The 15,080-nt window shown below is 42.9% G+C and carries 19 protein-coding genes; 10 read left to right on the top strand and 9 right to left on the bottom strand.

Features of this window, described 5'->3' with window-relative positions; translation table 11 throughout:
• Positions 1–529: 529 nt before the first annotated feature.
• The 5 genes from H0Z19_RS09625 to H0Z19_RS09605 are packed head-to-tail and all read left to right on the top strand — an operon-like array spanning position 530 to position 2,482.
• A complete protein-coding gene (locus H0Z19_RS09625) occupies positions 530–820 on the top strand; it encodes an HAD hydrolase-like protein (protein ID WP_365892675.1) in 291 nt (96 codons plus the stop codon).
• Positions 807–1,076: a hypothetical protein gene (locus H0Z19_RS09620; RefSeq protein WP_290726125.1), complete on the top strand. Its 270-nt coding sequence runs from the start codon at positions 807–809 to the stop codon at positions 1,074–1,076. Before H0Z19_RS09625 ends, H0Z19_RS09620 begins: the two co-directional genes overlap by 14 nt.
• Positions 1,000–1,587, top strand: coding sequence for a PD-(D/E)XK nuclease family protein (locus H0Z19_RS09615; RefSeq protein WP_290726123.1), 588 nt, complete (start codon positions 1,000–1,002; stop codon positions 1,585–1,587). Before H0Z19_RS09620 ends, H0Z19_RS09615 begins: the two co-directional genes overlap by 77 nt.
• Before the next feature lie 55 nt (positions 1,588–1,642).
• A complete protein-coding gene (locus H0Z19_RS09610) occupies positions 1,643–1,984 on the top strand; it encodes a hypothetical protein (protein ID WP_290726121.1) in 342 nt (113 codons plus the stop codon).
• Positions 1,985–2,035: 51 nt separating this feature from the next.
• On the top strand, positions 2,036–2,482 hold the full coding sequence (locus tag H0Z19_RS09605; RefSeq protein ID WP_290726119.1) for an SWIM zinc finger family protein: 447 nt from the start codon (positions 2,036–2,038) through the stop codon (positions 2,480–2,482).
• Between the two features lie 95 nt (positions 2,483–2,577).
• On the opposite strand, the gene H0Z19_RS09600 is transcribed toward H0Z19_RS09605, so the two are convergent.
• Positions 2,578–3,876, bottom strand: a complete 1,299-nt coding sequence (locus H0Z19_RS09600) for an APC family permease (RefSeq protein ID WP_290726117.1) — start codon at positions 3,874–3,876, stop codon at positions 2,578–2,580.
• A 4-nt stretch (positions 3,877–3,880) separates the two neighbouring features.
• Positions 3,881–4,792 carry an acetamidase/formamidase family protein gene (locus H0Z19_RS09595; RefSeq protein WP_290726115.1) on the bottom strand — a complete coding sequence of 304 codons (912 nt, stop codon included), beginning with the start codon at positions 4,790–4,792 and terminating at the stop codon, positions 3,881–3,883.
• Positions 4,793–5,183: 391 nt separating this feature from the next.
• On the opposite strand from H0Z19_RS09595, the gene H0Z19_RS09590 reads away from it, so the two are divergent.
• Positions 5,184–5,336, top strand: a complete 153-nt coding sequence (locus H0Z19_RS09590; RefSeq protein ID WP_290726113.1) for a hypothetical protein — start codon at positions 5,184–5,186, stop codon at positions 5,334–5,336.
• Positions 5,337–5,631: 295 nt separating this feature from the next.
• Here the strand turns inward: H0Z19_RS09590 and H0Z19_RS09585 are convergent, their stop codons facing one another.
• The 4 genes from H0Z19_RS09585 to H0Z19_RS09570 all read right to left on the bottom strand — a co-directional run bounded on the left by H0Z19_RS09585 (position 5,632) and on the right by H0Z19_RS09570 (position 9,784).
• Positions 5,632–6,405 (bottom strand): presenilin family intramembrane aspartyl protease PSH, encoded by a 774-nt coding sequence (locus H0Z19_RS09585; protein WP_290726111.1) that lies wholly within the window; start codon positions 6,403–6,405, stop codon positions 5,632–5,634.
• On the bottom strand, positions 6,402–8,171 hold the full coding sequence (locus tag H0Z19_RS09580) for a PINc/VapC family ATPase (RefSeq protein WP_290726109.1): 1,770 nt from the start codon (positions 8,169–8,171) through the stop codon (positions 6,402–6,404). Before H0Z19_RS09580 ends, H0Z19_RS09585 begins: the two co-directional genes overlap by 4 nt.
• Positions 8,155–8,481: a phosphoribosyl-AMP cyclohydrolase gene (gene hisI / locus H0Z19_RS09575; protein ID WP_290726108.1), complete on the bottom strand. Its 327-nt coding sequence runs from the start codon at positions 8,479–8,481 to the stop codon at positions 8,155–8,157. Before hisI ends, H0Z19_RS09580 begins: the two co-directional genes overlap by 17 nt.
• A gap of 256 nt (positions 8,482–8,737) precedes the next feature.
• A complete protein-coding gene (locus H0Z19_RS09570) occupies positions 8,738–9,784 on the bottom strand; it encodes a transposase (protein WP_290726106.1) in 1,047 nt (348 codons plus the stop codon).
• Between the two features lie 219 nt (positions 9,785–10,003).
• Between H0Z19_RS09570 and larE the strand changes: the two genes are divergently transcribed.
• The 4 genes from larE (at position 10,004) to H0Z19_RS09550 (ending at position 12,880) form a co-directional block, all read left to right on the top strand.
• The gene (gene larE, locus H0Z19_RS09565; protein ID WP_290726105.1) at positions 10,004–10,804 is read left to right on the top strand and encodes an ATP-dependent sacrificial sulfur transferase LarE; all 801 of its coding nucleotides are present in this window, start codon (positions 10,004–10,006) and stop codon (positions 10,802–10,804) included.
• 243 nt (positions 10,805–11,047) lie between these two features.
• Positions 11,048–11,530, top strand: a complete 483-nt coding sequence (locus H0Z19_RS09560) for a DUF22 domain-containing protein (RefSeq protein WP_290726103.1) — start codon at positions 11,048–11,050, stop codon at positions 11,528–11,530.
• Positions 11,490–12,362, top strand: coding sequence for a DUF22 domain-containing protein (locus H0Z19_RS09555; protein ID WP_290726101.1), 873 nt, complete (start codon positions 11,490–11,492; stop codon positions 12,360–12,362). Before H0Z19_RS09560 ends, H0Z19_RS09555 begins: the two co-directional genes overlap by 41 nt.
• Before the next feature lie 281 nt (positions 12,363–12,643).
• On the top strand, positions 12,644–12,880 hold the full coding sequence (locus H0Z19_RS09550) for a hypothetical protein (protein ID WP_290726100.1): 237 nt from the start codon (positions 12,644–12,646) through the stop codon (positions 12,878–12,880).
• 72 nt (positions 12,881–12,952) lie between these two features.
• Here the strand turns inward: H0Z19_RS09550 and H0Z19_RS09545 are convergent, their stop codons facing one another.
• The 3 genes from H0Z19_RS09545 to H0Z19_RS09535 all read right to left on the bottom strand — a co-directional run bounded on the left by H0Z19_RS09545 (position 12,953) and on the right by H0Z19_RS09535 (position 14,979).
• The gene (locus H0Z19_RS09545; RefSeq protein ID WP_290726098.1) at positions 12,953–14,236 is read right to left on the bottom strand and encodes a NosD domain-containing protein; all 1,284 of its coding nucleotides are present in this window, start codon (positions 14,234–14,236) and stop codon (positions 12,953–12,955) included.
• Positions 14,237–14,345: 109 nt separating this feature from the next.
• Entirely contained in the window at positions 14,346–14,696 is a 351-nt protein-coding gene (locus H0Z19_RS09540; RefSeq protein WP_290726096.1) for a DUF86 domain-containing protein, read from the bottom strand.
• Positions 14,689–14,979 (bottom strand): nucleotidyltransferase domain-containing protein, encoded by a 291-nt coding sequence (locus H0Z19_RS09535; RefSeq protein WP_290726094.1) that lies wholly within the window; start codon positions 14,977–14,979, stop codon positions 14,689–14,691. The genes H0Z19_RS09540 and H0Z19_RS09535 overlap by 8 nt, the downstream gene beginning before the upstream one ends.
• Between the last annotated feature and the right edge of the window lie 101 nt (positions 14,980–15,080).

Below are 15,080 nucleotides of genomic sequence, written 5' to 3'. Positions count from 1 at the left end.
TGGGTTACTGCTGGAGGTGGTTCGATGGCAGGAAATAATTTTAGGAAACTACACTTTTTGACTATTCCATGACCAATAATCAGATACATAAGCGGTTTTACCGCTGAAAAGGTTTTTCCAAGTTGGTGATGGGTAGGTGTTAACTTGGTAGCTCTCGAAGTTGTCGTAGATCTCTATTTTCTCTGCCTGAGCTGTTCCAAACAGGATCAAAGCTAAAAGTAGTGCAATAGCTGGTTTTCTAAGCTAAAAACATTTTCAAAACACAAACCCATTAGACCACCTGCAAAATCTTGAAAATGTTTGTATATAATTTTTTCTTTTTTCTTTTTAAAAAAATTACGATTATTATAATTATAACCACTTAGTATTTTGAATTTTACAAAAAATATAAAAACTCCAAAGTTTAAGTAATTTTCAAGTTCCTTTTCCTAAATGGAGTGCTCAACAAGTGTTTCGAAATCGCAATTCTTAGGTGCTTGTGGGCGGTGCTTTTCACGACTCCCGCGCTGGTCTGTAAAAATACTCCGACATCATTATTTCTGCCGACATGACCGGAAAGAGAAAGCCTGAGCCCGATTCACTTCTTCTGGCCCTCAAGAAGCTTGGAGTTAAAGCTGAGGAGGCTGCCATCATTGGGGGCAGCTTGAGGAGAGACGTCGAGGCAGGAAAAAGACTTAGAATGCTTACAGTTTATGCAGCTTACGGGGACAGAAACTTCTTCGAAAGCAGAGAAGGTAAGGAGATGGCCAATTTTGTGGCAAAAAGACCTGAAGATATTGTCGAATTTCTTAGGGAGGATTTTAGAAATGAGAGGTGTTAAAGTTCCCTCAGTTGATGAGATAGAATCAAATCTGGAGTTTTTCAAAACTGTAGTAAAATCCAAAAAATATAGGCATAACAGATCGACGATAAGTATTTCTGACATCGCAGAGCAATTTTACTGCGAATATACGCTCGATTTAAAATACAAGGAAGGAGATATCTCTACAATAGATAAAGATGAGGGAGATAGAATCCACGAAGAGATTCTCTCAGGTAAAAAAGTGTCTGGATGGGAAGCTATTGAAAAAAATTAGTAGTGGAGAGCAATGTATTTACTCTAATTTCTGGGTGTGGGCTGTCTTTGAGGATCTAGCTTTATTGGGAAGATTAGATGCAATCGTCTTTGAGGGAGGAAAAGCCAAATATATAATCGAATTAAAAACGAGCAGGAAAGGTTTAGGAATATTTGAAGATGCCATCGTTCAAGCTCAGGTTTACGGACTCTGTATTGAATCAATGGGTTTTGATTGCTCGGAGCTTAAACTCGTTATAGTCAAAGTAAAGAGTGAGCTTGTTGATGAAATTTCACCTGATAAAGTTAAGAAAATAATAATAGCTGGTCTACTGAAGAACAAAGTCAAAGAACTTGAAAAAATGTTCAGCAGAAGACTAAGAGTGCACATTGAAGATTACGACAGAAAATTGGTCGAAGAAAAGCTGGAGTTCATTAAAGATTACTGGCTTGAGCTAAGAGGACCACACCCATCTAATAACCCAAACAAGTGTAAAAGCTGTTATTACAGGGATTTGTGCCCTTACGGGTAATAGATGTTGAACTCGCCTCCGCAAACCTCCCAAATGAGCTTGCGGAGGTGATGAGATGAGGAAAGGTGTTTGGTTTGAGATTTTGCTGGACAGATGCGGGCTTGACAAAGCGGTTGTTGAGAGAGTTGTTGCAGAAAGGCTTGGCAATGGGCAGGTTTACACACCTGCCACCGGCTCAGTCCCCCTGAGCTTCCATGCAGTTACAAGCGAAAACGGCAGTTCAGCAATTCTGCTCTGCTTCACCAGTGAGAATGCGGAGCTGGCAGTCAGAGCAATCAAGGAACTTCAGAGCTCTCTGCAGGAAGAGATTCAGGAGCTTTCAAGGCTGAAGGCAAGGCTGCAGTTCCTGAAGTCAGACAGGGAGGTTTTCGCCAGAAACGGCATAGAGGTGATCTGATGATCGAAGACCTCTACCACATTTTTGAGGAGACCAAGAAGAAAGTCAAAGATGGGGGTGAAGCTGATAGATGATGCGATTGCCATCAGAAGAGTCCAGAGCATCTCGGCAGAAGGATGGAAAACAGAGTACTTCTCCCTGCTTCTTTCAGAGAACCCCATAGTCTGCCTCTACACAGACGGCAGAGTCTATGTTTGGTCCGAATTCAGGAGAGCTGACGTTTACGTCAAGAAATTCTACAGAAAATACAGGATGCTGGTGATTAAAGCTGAAAACGCCTACAGCGTGCTCAGCCTGAACTCATCCTCTGGCGGGGCAAGGCAGTATACGGTGAAGTGGGATGGGGAGAGGTGGACGTGCAGCTGCCCCGATTATGCCAGAAACGGTAAAGAGCCAGCCTACACCTGCAAGCACATTGAAGCTGTACTCCTCACGGCAGCGAAGATGAATGAAACTGTAGAGGTGGAGGTTAATGGCAGGAGGAGAGAAAAGACTTAACATTTTTATAGCAACCCCTCTTTAAGAACTGACAAAATTCCTATGCTATTTTCAGGTGAGTTACATCACCTTCTAAAAATAGGAAAAAAGAAGAGTTACTCGACCGGCAAGATTGTCTTAACCTTGAAACCTCTCGTAATGTAGGCAAGGTATACGATTCCGATGGTGAGCCAAACCAGTCCAACCTCTTTAGCGAATATGTCCAAGCCATACCAGATTGCTCCTGTAAGTAAAAATCCTATTCCTGGAACTACTGCCAGTGCTGGTCTGTTCTCGATTTTCACAAACCTATAAGCCAACGAGACATGCAATAATGCGAACGCCGTTAGGGCGCCGAAGTTTATCAGCGAAGAGAGGTCTTTGAGTGTCAGCAGGTATATCAGCAGACCTGTTATTGCGGCCACTATTAAGATGGAAACGTATGGTGTTTTGTATTTCGGATGAATCTTTGCGAATATCCTTGGCAAGTGACCCTGTCTGCCCATCGAGAAGAGCACTCTTGATACTCCTGCCTGGGCTGCAAGAGTATCACCAAGGCCCCACGCGAGCACCGTTCCGAGCATAGTCAATAGCTGAAGCCACCTCCCACCAGCTTCCTCGGCTATATAGAAGAAGGCGACGTCTGGATTGTCAAAGTTGTATCCCGGATGAATTACTGCAGCGAGGTACGTCTGAGTGACGAAGAAGAACGTTATTATCGGAATTACCAGAACAACAGCCCTACTAACGACTTTTCTTGCTTCTATTGTCTCTTCAGCCAAAGTTGTCATTATGTCGAATCCGAGAAAACTCAACACGGCAACTGAGGCACCGGTAAGGATTGCGTTTAAAGTAAATGTATCGGGATTGTAAAATGGTTTCAGCGTGAACGTCAGATTTGGATCGGTGACTATCTTGACTATTGAGGCAATAACAAAGACTGCAAACACTGCTGTTTCGAATAAAAACAGTGCCATAGTCGCTCTAGCTGTCATCTTTATTCCGAGAATGTTTAGGATCGTCATGGGGGCCAAGAACGCTATCGCCCAGATAATCATGCTTATTCCAGTTTCTGCTTCTAGCCATAGTGCAGAGACGAGAATAACGAGAGCAGGGATAAGTATGTAGTCTAGAAGTATAACCCAGCCAGCAATGAAGCCGATGTGCGATCCAAGAGTTTCCCTGACGTAAGCATATACAGATCCTGCCTCAGGGTACCTGTATGCGAACTGTCCATAAGCCCAAGCGGTTACAGACATCGCAAGTGCTGCAAGCAAGTAAACAAGCGGGACATGACCGCCGCTCAGAACTGCTACAATTCCATAAATGCCCATCGGTGCTATGGGCACCATCGTCATTATTGCAAAAGCTATCAGATCTCGCATTCTCAAAACTTTTTGAAGTTCTTCCGGCATGAAATCACTTCCTTTCCCACTTTATTGCCTCCAACAGTTTCAAAATCGAAGTGTATTCCTTAGGTATCCTGACTCTAACAGTCTTCTTTGGATTCACAAGCTGACTAACCTCAACATCAACGACCATGCTTGCGAGCATATACGCGTCTTCCCAAGACAGAGAGTTGCTTTGCTGCAAAACCTTGACTGCAATTTCTGTTGCTTCTCTAAAAGCTCTGCTAACATCTTCGTCTGACACGAGAATGTAAAAGGCTTCATCCGTCTCTACAACTGGCCATTGAGGAGCTTTACCCTCAACCACGTCTAGTTTGACTGTCACTTCTCCGCTAACCTCACAACTTGCGACGCAGACTTCTCCATCCCCCATCACTGCGTGAAGGTCCCCTAGACCGAATAGTGCACCGTCTCTGAATACTGGAAAGTACACTGTTGCACCCTTAGCTATTACTTTCGTGTCGAGATTTTCGCCGTGTCTTCCCGGAGTTCCGCATGGGACTTCCTCATCACTTGCGACACCAATCACTCCGATCATCGGCTTACATTTTATCTTAAGTCCGTTGTACGTTATGAATCCGTCTTTAATCTCACAAACTTTCGTTTTGGGTTCTTTAACCAAGTCTCCAAGCACTCCTGCTCCGGGAACTACTACGATTATGCCTCTATCGGAAATCTTTATGTCCAGTATTCTCACTTCCAGCGCATCTCCTCTCTTCACACCCTTCACGTAAATCGGCCCGGTGGCTGGATTCACTTTCGAGAAATCTATTTCTGTGACAAGTTGCTTTTCAGACGTTATCTGGTTCGAAAAACAGTCTTTAGTCTCTATCTGAACAATGCTTTCCTTCTCAACAGAGATTGCAGGTTTCAACTCTGGTCCGAAGGCGAAGAAACACGTATCACTCCCTAGTACGTGCATTTAATCACCCCTCGGCGCGATGTGGTTACTTGGCATCATGTTTAAAAGGTTTTCTACATGATGGGGAATTATCTCTGAAGAACTTTGCTCATTGAACGAAAGGATCTATGATTAACAACCAGTAGAATTTTATCTGAAAAACTTTTGAATTATGTATTAAAAGGAAGATGCCGTTTCACCATTCCTCAGAACTTTCGCTATGTTTTGTACTGTGAAATTTGGATTCAACTCCTGATTACTTTTCAAACTTTCAGACCATTTCAATTGACCGGCATATTGGCGAGATCGCACCAACGAAGCACACCAAAATATTCGCTGGCAGAAACATTCTCAGCCCGCCAATCTCCCGTGAAGCGGGCTTCCCAGAGAGGCCCGCTGAGGAGGTTGTAAAATGAATGAGATCAGAAAAAACAGGATTAGGGAGGCTATGGAGACCGTTCTAAAAGCATTCGAGAGCAATCCTGAAAAGGTCGCCCTCGCCATTTTCCGGGGAAACAGCAAACTTTCAGACAGCTGGAGCTTCTTCAACCGATTGATAATCTGATGAACGGAACTGAGGATGCAAGAGGGTTCAGACAGTGAGAGAAAGTAGACAGGAGAGTTGAGAAGGCCGTTGTCGAGGGAGAGGAAGTTGCAATGGAGATCGATGAGACAGTGATGGTTGAGAAGTTTTGGACCAATAGCCTCACTTTGAAAGGAACGTGTAGAAACTTTCCGTAGGCTCTTTTATTGTTTCGGAAGATGTTAAGTTTCTCGTAATTCTTCATAGAGTTTTTGCGGTGTTAAACAGGTCGAACGAGAATTTTCCTTATTATGGGAATGTATCTTACTCCTAATTATTAAAACAAAATCAACCCCAAAAAGTATCCCGCTATCGCACCGAAATTCACGAAAGGCAGACCGGGATGTGCCCCTCCGCGCTTTTCGACGATGTAAAGCAAGACCATCAGCCCCAGAAATCCCCCAATTAAAGCAAACAAAGCTGGAGGTTTGATGAAACCAATGGCAGGAGAATTAGAGAAATACTGTGCAGAAACGACGAGTATATTCGGCATCACCACATCTCCAACCCCCATGTAGGCATTCCCGTCCTTTCTCGGTATAACGAAAAGCATGGGGGCGTTAATGGCTGTAACCGACTCAGCAAGACTGATCATGTGCTTTGTTCTGTAAACTGAGATGATGTCGTAGATTGCGAGGATGGTGAGCAGGATTATTACAGGCAGAGGCTCAAGGCTTATGCCGAAGATTGCCGTAATACCGGCAGCAAGCATCAGCGCTGAGAAGTTTATGACGAGCCAGTGAGGTTTTTTGGCAAGCAGAACAACCACTAAGATGGCGATTACGATTGACATCACTCCCACAAAAGGAGAAAGGACGTAGAATACGGAAAGGAAAATGAGGAAGTATATGACGGCCTTAAGAACCTTTGAATATCTAACGGCAATTAGGATGAAGGCCGTAAAAGCGATAATCAGGCCAAAATAAAGCAAAGAGTTAGAAACATCGGAAGGATTCTCGAAAACGACCATTCCAGCCTCTTCATACTTTGGCATCGCCGCTAAGGCGAGTATTGCTGAAAAAATATAAATGAGGCCAAAAAGGTACCTCAACCGACCACCTTAAGCCGTATCGGCAGGTTTTTAGCCAGAGCGAGCCTCAAACTCTTTCCTCCCTCCTTGTCCTTCCTGATCCTGATCCAGCCCTTCTTGCTAACCAAAGCCGTGAAAAGGTACTCGTCACCAGCAAGCACATCGACAGTTCTACCCTCAAGCCCCTTCGCGTGAATTATGTAGTGCTTTCCGCTCTCCTCAACCTCCGCCTCAACCTCCTCCTCAAACTCTTTCGGGATAACGTCGATGGAAATCTTGAACTCATCCTCTATGTTCTTTATCCTCCTGCCTTTTCTCCCGATTAAGGTGGGAATGTACTTTTCGGGAACCTTTATCACAGCCTTCCTGCCAACCATTTCAACCTCGAAATCATCAACATACTTAGAAATCTTCTCCACGAGCGCTGCCTTCAGGTCTTCGTCCGTCTCAATAGGCATCACAACGACCTGCTCACCGTAGGTGTAAATCTCAAATTCGAGATTCTTCGTCTCGAAGTCCTTCACCTCTATCACCGGCCTCGCAAGGTCGGCTTCGGTCATCCCCGTCGGCACTTTGACTGTGAAGGCAAGCTCGTAAACTTTCACAATCTTGCCCGCATCAATGAAGACGACGGTGTCAACAACCTGTGGAATCATTCCGAGTTCCACTCTCCCAATCATTCTCTGTATCGCATCAACTGCCCTCGTTGCGTGCGTGACTCCAATCATTCCAACTCCTGCAAGTCGCATGTCTGCGAACACCTGGAAGTCCGAGGTTCTCCTCAACTCGTCGTAAATTGTGTAGTCAGGTCTTACGAGAAGCAGGATATCGGAAGTTAGGGACATGTCACCCTCAAGTGGGGCGTACTGGGTAATCTCATCCCTCACCATCAAGTCTCTCGGACTCTCCATCGTTTTGACAATGTATCCGTTCTCCAGCAGGAAGTTCGCCACACTCGCTGCAAATGTTGACTTTCCGGCTCCAGGTGGACCTGCGATAAGTATTCCCCTCTGTCTCTCCACGATTCTCCTCTTTAGCTCCTCGCTGACACCGTATTCATCAATTGAAACCTGAGCAATCGGTCTTACTGCGGTAATCTCCATCCTGTCAGAAAATGGTCTCTCTGCAATGGCTATTCTAAGCTCTCTGAGCTGAACAACTGTGGCTCCCCTCCTCTCTATCTCAATGCTGCTGTCTTCATCCTGCCTCGCCGCCTCCAGAATCTCATTCGCTATCTCGTTGAGTTCCTCGTAGCTCATCGGTCTTTCGTCAAGCTTGACAAGCTTAAGGTCTCCTATCCTGCCTCTCTTTGCGTAAGGTGGTACACCTTCCCTCAGATGGACGCTTGCCGTGTCAGGAGTGAAGAAGGACATTATCCTTGTCTCCCCAGGCCTTATTATCTCAGGCCGGACATAAATTGTTTCTATGCCTTTAGCCCTCGCCACCAGATGCTGAACTCTGTCAGAGGTGACAAGAACCGCATCGAACTCAGCGGCAACCTCTCTTATCAGGTTGTCTATCTCTCCTCCCTTTGCGAGGCGTATGTGCTCCAGTGTCGGTCTTTTTCCGGCAAAAATTAGTTCAAAACCTTTTTCATTTGCCAGCTTCGTCAGCTTTTCAATCTCACTCAGCCCCTGAAAGCCCGTCATCTTCCCGAAGTTTGCCTGAGCCTCAAGCTCTGCAATGACGGCTTCCGGGATTATTATCGTCCCTCTAACCTCACCAGACTGCACCATCTTGGTGATTCTTCCAGAAATAACCACGCTTGTGTCAACAACGTACTTCATCCCCTTCCAACCTCCTGTAGAAGCATGAATAGTTACCCGTATGGCAGGCATTCCCCTCCTGCTCAACTATATAGAGCAGAGCGTCGCAATCGCAGTCATACCTGACCTCAACAATTCTTTGAACGTTTCCAGAAGTTTCCCCTTTTTTCCACAGCTTCTTCCTGCTCCTGCTCCAGTAGTGAGCGTAACCAGTTTTGAGAGTGAGTTTGACGGCTTCCTCATTAGCGTAGGCTAACATCAAAACCTCTTTTGTTCTTGCATCCTGGGCTATGACGGGGATTAAGCCCCTTTCATCAAACCTAAGTTCCATGCCTTAAATTGGCCGAGTGGTAAAATAGGTTTTGTGTTTTGACCAAAAATTTTTGCGGTGAATTCAACAGTATGGTAAAGATGACCTCATCTTGTTTGAACATCAATATTAAACTCAATGGAAGAGATAACTTTGAAGATTGAGCTTGAACTTTCTGAACTTTCGTGCAAGCATTGCATGGTGAGAGTCAAGAAGGCTCTAAGAGAACCAGAAGAACATTTAATTTTTCATTTTAAGGTTTAGGGGCCTTACCAGATCACATCTCAGCCAACCTCTGCAACACCCTCTTTTCCCTGAAACCCAGAGCAACAACCACCCCCACCAAAAGGACATTCAAAGCAGCGAACTTATACACAGATCTCCCCGTATATCTATGCAACCTCCTCAATCCGAATGATTTTGCGAGTTTGAACACATCCTCAATGACTGATCTCACAGCCTTGAAATGCTCCCATCTTCGCAGTAAATTCATCAGCTTAGCCTTTAGAGCCTTAAATCTCCTTATTTCCTTCTCTAACATCTTAGAACTGAAAATACTTAAGGGATAGCTCAGAATTCCATCCAACCTGCCTATATTGAAGTTACTTCTGGGAAAAATCAGAGGAACAATCCTGTACTCGTTTACTCCCATTAAATAGTTTCTGTACGCGTAGAACCCCTTATCCATAATTACGATATCTCCGTTCCTGACTATTCTCCTCCTCTTCAGCTCATCCATCACCTCCTGAAAAATCTTGGCTTCATGCCTGTTTGCAGGATGCAGCAAGAACAGTAAAGGTCTCAAAGAGGGATATTCCAGAACAAGTGTTAGCTTCATCCCCACAAACAATCCCTTCGTTGAGTAGCCCCATTTATACGCTTTCCCCTCCAAATCTCTTTGTTTTACAGGTTTTCTGAACCAGTTTATGTCGACGCTCACATCAGTGCAGTCAACGATGAGTTTCGTGTTCCTCTGCCTTTTCTTGGTTATCGAGTTAAGAATTTGTAGAATCATGGATATGAAGCTGTTAAGGTCGAATTTTGAGAGGAAAGCGTAAATGTAAGCGGCTCTCGGAACTTCTTCCTCCTTTATTCTCAGAAACTCTCTTAAGTCCTCTCTCCGCCTCAACTCTTCAACCACATGAGAAATGGTGGTTGAGAAGAACATTGAGGTAAGGGTTATCTTAATGCAGTTTATTGCAGTTTTTACTTGCGTGAATTTTGCAATGATCTTTTTTGTCTTTCGCATTTCGAAAATGTTAAGTATTTCCCCAAGTAACTGCCACCTGTAGTCGTTTGGGTCGACTGCAAGCGGGATCTGCATTTTCTCACCTGGAGGAGGCTTATGCCTCCTTCTACATAACTTTTTCGGTTTTAAATCGGTTTATTTCCTGTGAAAAGAGGTTTGGTTATGTCTCTTTGCGTGGAAAGGTTGGATTGCTTGTTGTTTGTGGATTAGATAGGTTAGGGAAGAGATTGGGTTAAAGGTTGTGTAAGCACCCTATTTTAAGGTTAGTTTTAAATTTCCTTTAATAAACCACTAATGGTGGACATTCAAACCGCAGAAAAGCTAAGGAAGATGAAGGAATTTCTAAGCAGTTTTAAAAGTACAGTCGTTGCTTTCAGCGGTGGGGTTGATAGCTCAACTCTCGCTGCGGTCTGCAAGGATGCTGGCTTAAAAACACTGGCCGTTACAGTTATCTCTCAGAACTCACCGACAAGAGAGATTAAGGATGCGAAGAAGATTGCAGAAGAGATCGGGGTAAGGCACGAGTTCATCAACATGGACATCCTCACACCGGAGTTCAGCGAAAACACGTCCGAGAGGTGCTATTTCTGCAAGAAGAGAGTTCTTTCAGCCTTGGTGTATTTGGCTGAGAGCAGGAACTACGAGGTTGTTCTTGAGGGAACAAATGCAAGTGATCTGGGCGGACACAGACCGGGATATAATGCTGTCAAGGAGATGGGTAAAGTCTACAGCCCATGGGCAGAGTTCGGGATTACAAAGGACGAGATAAGGTCGATAGCAAAGTCGATGAAGTTTTCATTCTACGATAAACCCTCCCTCGCCTGCTTGGCCACGAGAATACCATTTGGCATCGAAATTGACGAGCAAAAGCTGAAAATGGTAGATGAGGCGGAAAATTCCGTTATAGAGATTGCGGGAGTGAGGCAGGTGAGGGTGAGGAACTATGGCGGTATTGCCGTTGTAGAAGTCGGTGAGGATGAAATCAAAAAACTGCTTGAAGAGGCGACAAAAGTGAGGGACAGACTGAAGAAGATTGGATTCAGACATGTTTTGGTTGATCTGGATGGATACAGAACGGGAAAGATGTTGTTTTAGAAACCAATCGCTTTGCCTCTGGCAGGAAAAGTAGATTAGTTTATTGGAAAAGAAACTGTAAGATCGTTTAAGCGTTATAAAGAGTCATTTTCAGGTGTATACCTTGGTAGTTTCTCGATGAAATTTTCAAACTTTATTTTTCCAGCAAACTCCAGTCTATTGCCTTTATCCTTTTACCACACTTCACCATTTTTTAAACAAAAAATTTTATAACAGTTAATTGTTTTGTTATTGTGGGAAGGCATGAAAATAAAGATGCTTTATTGGGCAGACAAGGTGGGCGGGAAAGTTGAAAGTCTGGATTTGGAACTGAAACCCTTCGGCTACAAAATAGCTCCAGTTATACAATGGAAAACCCTGATTGCCGATGAAGATGTTGAAGTAGAAAGAGGAAAACCGGTAGTTGTAAAGGTGAGAACGGTAGACATTCCAGAGAACACAATTGTAGGGCCACTGAACATAATGAGGCATGCACTTGGAACGGTAATAGAGGTGGAGTGTGGAGTGCCCGACAGAGTCGAGGATGAGAAATGCATAAGCCAGGTGCTGTTTGTTCCAGTGGATGATGGAGTGATAAAGGCTGGATACCTCGTTGGAGTTCTGAAAGTGTTCTTCGTCAAAACCGGATTGCTGTCGAGAATACCTCTGCTAAAGCCTCCGAAGGTCGAGCTGAGAGAAAATTGTTGTGGCGAACATAACATGGAGGGACAATGGCAGCATTTATAGAGAGCTTATGAGAACGAAAGTCTTTGGTTACACGAAAAGTCATATTGGTGTGTGGGAGTTGCTTATTGCTGATGAGAGAGTCAAGGTAAAGAAAGGAGATGTGATCAGAATTAAAATAAAAGAGGTGAAGTTACCTCCTGATACTGTAGTTGTTCCTCTATCTTTCATGAGGAATGTCTACGGAACAGTCCTTGATGTCGTGCAGCTTGGAAGACCAAGCAGAGTTGAAGAGGAAAAGAGATTGCAGCAGGTTGTATTTCTTGCTGTGGAGGATGGATGGATAGAGGGAGGTGATCTGATAGGAGTCGTAAACGTCTACTTTGTTGGCGTGGAGAAGCTGAGCAGCATACCCTTGGAGCTTGAGCCTAAGGAGGTGAATATTGTTTACAAGAGCGGTGGAGGTGTAATAAGGAAGAAAGTTAACATAGAGCCCTTCGGTTACAAGAGGGCGGCTACTGCAAGCTGGGAGGTTCTGATTGCCGACGAAAGAAAAGAGGTGAGATATGGAGAGCCATGTATAGTAAAGATAAAGAAGATCAGAATTCCAAGAAACACCATTGTTTACCCAATGTGCATAATGAGACACGCTTATGGAGCGTTTGTGGATATTTATTCAAACACACCACTGCAAAAGGTCGAGGAGGAGAGGTATGCGAACAAAGCAATCTTTTACCCAATTGCAGATGGAGAGGTGACCGAAGGGGGGATAATCGGGATAGTCAACCTCTACAGTATAGATGTTGGAAGCCTCGGGAAAGTAAAGCAGTGGCTGGATAGCTGGCTCGATGAAATGGGCGAAGCCTTTGTCGAGTCAGACTGGCCAATGTGGTAACCACAATCACTCTCCGAAATACCCCTTCTGCTCATCGTCTGAATAGAGTCTTCAATCTCAGCTTTTCTAAGATAATTGATCCTTTTACAACCTTTTAGAAGCCTAAACAATAACCAGAACTCATAATTTTAAGAATAGTGGGCTCGCCCGGATTCGAACCGGGGACCTTCGCCTCGTCAAGGCGACGGTGGGAGGAGGAATTAACAGAACAGTCCGGAAAAGAATTAGAGGAAATTATAAAAGAAGAGAAAGCAAAACAGTCCAAAAAATCAAGCAGTCTTATGGATCTGGAGCTTGAATATACCAAAGAGGAGCTTAAAGCCTATACAGATCAGAGATTGAATGGAGTATCTGAGAAAACCAAATGGTGGATTGAGAGAGCAAGTGAAGCCTTTTGGGAGCAAATAAAGGGAGTTATCAGCTACAACACCATTAACAAGGTTGTGAAGCAAAATTTTGCCAAACTTTCTGAAAATATCAAGTTTCTTTGGAAAAACTGGATAGAGGTGAAGCCTTAAAATAACACGTAAAAAGAAACAGATTCCATTATGTGTTTCTTTTTTTGTTGCAGGATATTAATAAAAAATTTTTTATTTTGCGTATTGTTTTCCACCTTGATTGTCTAGGCTTGATTGTTTTGGTTTTTTAGCAGTAGGCTTTCCATGAATCCCATAGTACTCAAAAGGTTTCATTAGCGGAAAATTATCTGCAATTACATTTTTGTGCATCAGAATTGGCTGATCACCCACTCCATTACCATCAGCATCGCCGTACTGGTAGTCATCCCAGTAGTTACCTAAATAGCCTTTGAAGTTTTTCCCCGAGTATTTGTAGCTTACAGGACGCATAGTATTCCATATGCTATCTTTATATAAGCAAGATATCCTGTTTTGAATTTCGTTATTAATGAAATTGTTTAGAAAAATATAATTACCAGTTTTTAGGCAACCAAGATAAATACCATAGAAATTATCCATTATATTGTTGTAGTATATACAATTATTGGCGCTCCCTACAAGATAAACGCCGTATATGCCGTCTGTTATATTGTTGTAATATATAATATTATTCGCGCCTTCCTGAATAAACAGACCTGTATATGATTGAATCTCATTGTTGACAACCGTGTTATAATAGGAATAGTCAATCTTTAAACCATAAATTCTTGCTCCTGAAATTACGTTTCCGTCCATTGTTGTGTATGCGGTTCCTGCGCTAAAAATACCTATAGGACCTTGAGCTATAATATTTCTTTCAATATTGGTATAATCAACCTCTTCCAAGTTTATTCCCGGATCTCTGCTGTTCATTAATATCACATTTTCAGAGATTAGTGTATTGTCTGATCCGTCACCAACAAAAATTCCTCCCCCATTGAGAGAGATGTTATTCTGGATTACAGCATTGTCATCATAATCTCCGGGATATTCATTTCCATAACTACCAATATAGACGCCATATCCACGATTTGCCAAGATGTCATTCCCTTTTATTGTGTTTCTATTCGAAAACACGCAAACACCCTCAGATCCTCCAGTTATTGTAAACCCTTCAATCGTAACACCATCTGCCACCAATTTGAATACACAATAGGAAATAATATTATATCTGTCAGCCCATAGGAAAGTATCATTTCCAACTATAATACAGCTTTTTGATCCATTTTCTGATTTTATCGTCAGTTGCTTGTCAACAACGATTTCGTTAACATGATAGATCCCATCTCTGACTATTATCGTATCTTTATTACTTGCATTGTTTACTGCCCACTGGATTTCGTCGTAGTCATCTGGAACAAAGATCGTAGTTGCTTGAACCGAAAAAACAAGCATATAAGTAAGTGCCACAAAAAGGAAAATTATCCGTAGTTTCAAAATCACCACCTCTTTGCTTGCATGTTTTTTCATTAAAAAAACTATTATTTAATCTTTTTGATTTTCCACCGTCACTTTTGGTTTTGAGACAAATTCACAACTCTCTATTTTACTCTTCTAAATCTTCAAGCATCCTAAAAAGCACATCTTTAAGCTCTGGCAGTTGCTCTTTTATTATAACCCATATAATATCCAGATCAACAACGAAATAACCATGAACGACGATATTTCTCAATCCTACAACACGATTCCACGGAATCTCGCTATATTTTGTTCTGATCTCCTCAGGAATGTTCCTTGCTGCCTCTCCTATGATCTCCAGATTTCTTAAAACAGCATCAGCAACCATATTGTTCCTCTTGAACTCTTCAGGATCTTTGATGGATTCCGTATATCTTTCTATCTTCTCAATCGCCTCCAGCATATCCTGAATGAAGAGCTTAACACTTCTATTAGACATACACAATCTCCTTTTCAATTGATTTCCAGAGTAGTGGTTTGCTCATTGCAGCCTTTTTTGTTATTATATCGACTCTCATTCCAAACAGATCTTCAAGAAACTCTTTCAAATCTACAATCTCCCAGCCTATTGGCTCGCTGAACTCCACTATTATGTCTATATCGTGAATCTCCTCCTCTTCTCTCGCAAGAGAACCAAAAACACCAATACTTTTGATTTTGAACTTTTCTTTCAAAATTTCCTCGTTTTCTTTGATTTTTCGGATAACTTCTTCGAGCTTCATGCTTTCAACTTGGAATTTAATAAACTTTGAACTTCTTTAATTTTTCTTTAGGGTGCTTACACAATCCTCAATCCAATCTCTTCTTTAACTTGTTCAATCTT

It is taken from the genome of Archaeoglobus sp., assembly GCF_017656475.1.
In the GTDB taxonomy this organism is placed as follows: Archaea; Halobacteriota; Archaeoglobi; order Archaeoglobales; family Archaeoglobaceae; genus Archaeoglobus.
This window is presented reverse-complemented; position numbering and strand designations above follow the sequence as displayed.

Excerpts from the sequence above, each read along its gene's own strand:
- H0Z19_RS09620 (WP_290726125.1), top strand. The coding sequence starts at position 807 with ATGAGAGGTGTTAAAGTTCCCTCAGTTGATGAGATAGAATCAAATCTG.
- H0Z19_RS09615 (WP_290726123.1), top strand. The coding sequence starts at position 1,000 with ATGAGGGAGATAGAATCCACGAAGAGATTCTCTCAGGTAAAAAAGTGT.
- H0Z19_RS09610 (WP_290726121.1), top strand. The coding sequence starts at position 1,643 with ATGAGGAAAGGTGTTTGGTTTGAGATTTTGCTGGACAGATGCGGGCTT.
- H0Z19_RS09605 (WP_290726119.1), top strand. The coding sequence starts at position 2,036 with ATGGGGGTGAAGCTGATAGATGATGCGATTGCCATCAGAAGAGTCCAG.
- H0Z19_RS09600 (WP_290726117.1), bottom strand. The coding sequence starts at position 3,876 with ATGCCGGAAGAACTTCAAAAAGTTTTGAGAATGCGAGATCTGATAGCT.
- H0Z19_RS09595 (WP_290726115.1), bottom strand. The coding sequence starts at position 4,792 with ATGCACGTACTAGGGAGTGATACGTGTTTCTTCGCCTTCGGACCAGAG.
- H0Z19_RS09590 (WP_290726113.1), top strand. The coding sequence starts at position 5,184 with ATGAATGAGATCAGAAAAAACAGGATTAGGGAGGCTATGGAGACCGTT.
- H0Z19_RS09580 (WP_290726109.1), bottom strand. The coding sequence starts at position 8,171 with ATGAAGTACGTTGTTGACACAAGCGTGGTTATTTCTGGAAGAATCACC.
- hisI (WP_290726108.1), bottom strand. The coding sequence starts at position 8,481 with ATGGAACTTAGGTTTGATGAAAGGGGCTTAATCCCCGTCATAGCCCAG.
- H0Z19_RS09570 (WP_290726106.1), bottom strand. The coding sequence starts at position 9,784 with ATGCAGATCCCGCTTGCAGTCGACCCAAACGACTACAGGTGGCAGTTA.
- larE (WP_290726105.1), top strand. The coding sequence starts at position 10,004 with ATGGTGGACATTCAAACCGCAGAAAAGCTAAGGAAGATGAAGGAATTT.
- H0Z19_RS09560 (WP_290726103.1), top strand. The coding sequence starts at position 11,048 with ATGAAAATAAAGATGCTTTATTGGGCAGACAAGGTGGGCGGGAAAGTT.
- H0Z19_RS09550 (WP_290726100.1), top strand. The coding sequence starts at position 12,644 with ATGGATCTGGAGCTTGAATATACCAAAGAGGAGCTTAAAGCCTATACA.
- H0Z19_RS09540 (WP_290726096.1), bottom strand. The coding sequence starts at position 14,696 with ATGTCTAATAGAAGTGTTAAGCTCTTCATTCAGGATATGCTGGAGGCG.
- H0Z19_RS09535 (WP_290726094.1), bottom strand. The coding sequence starts at position 14,979 with ATGAAGCTCGAAGAAGTTATCCGAAAAATCAAAGAAAACGAGGAAATT.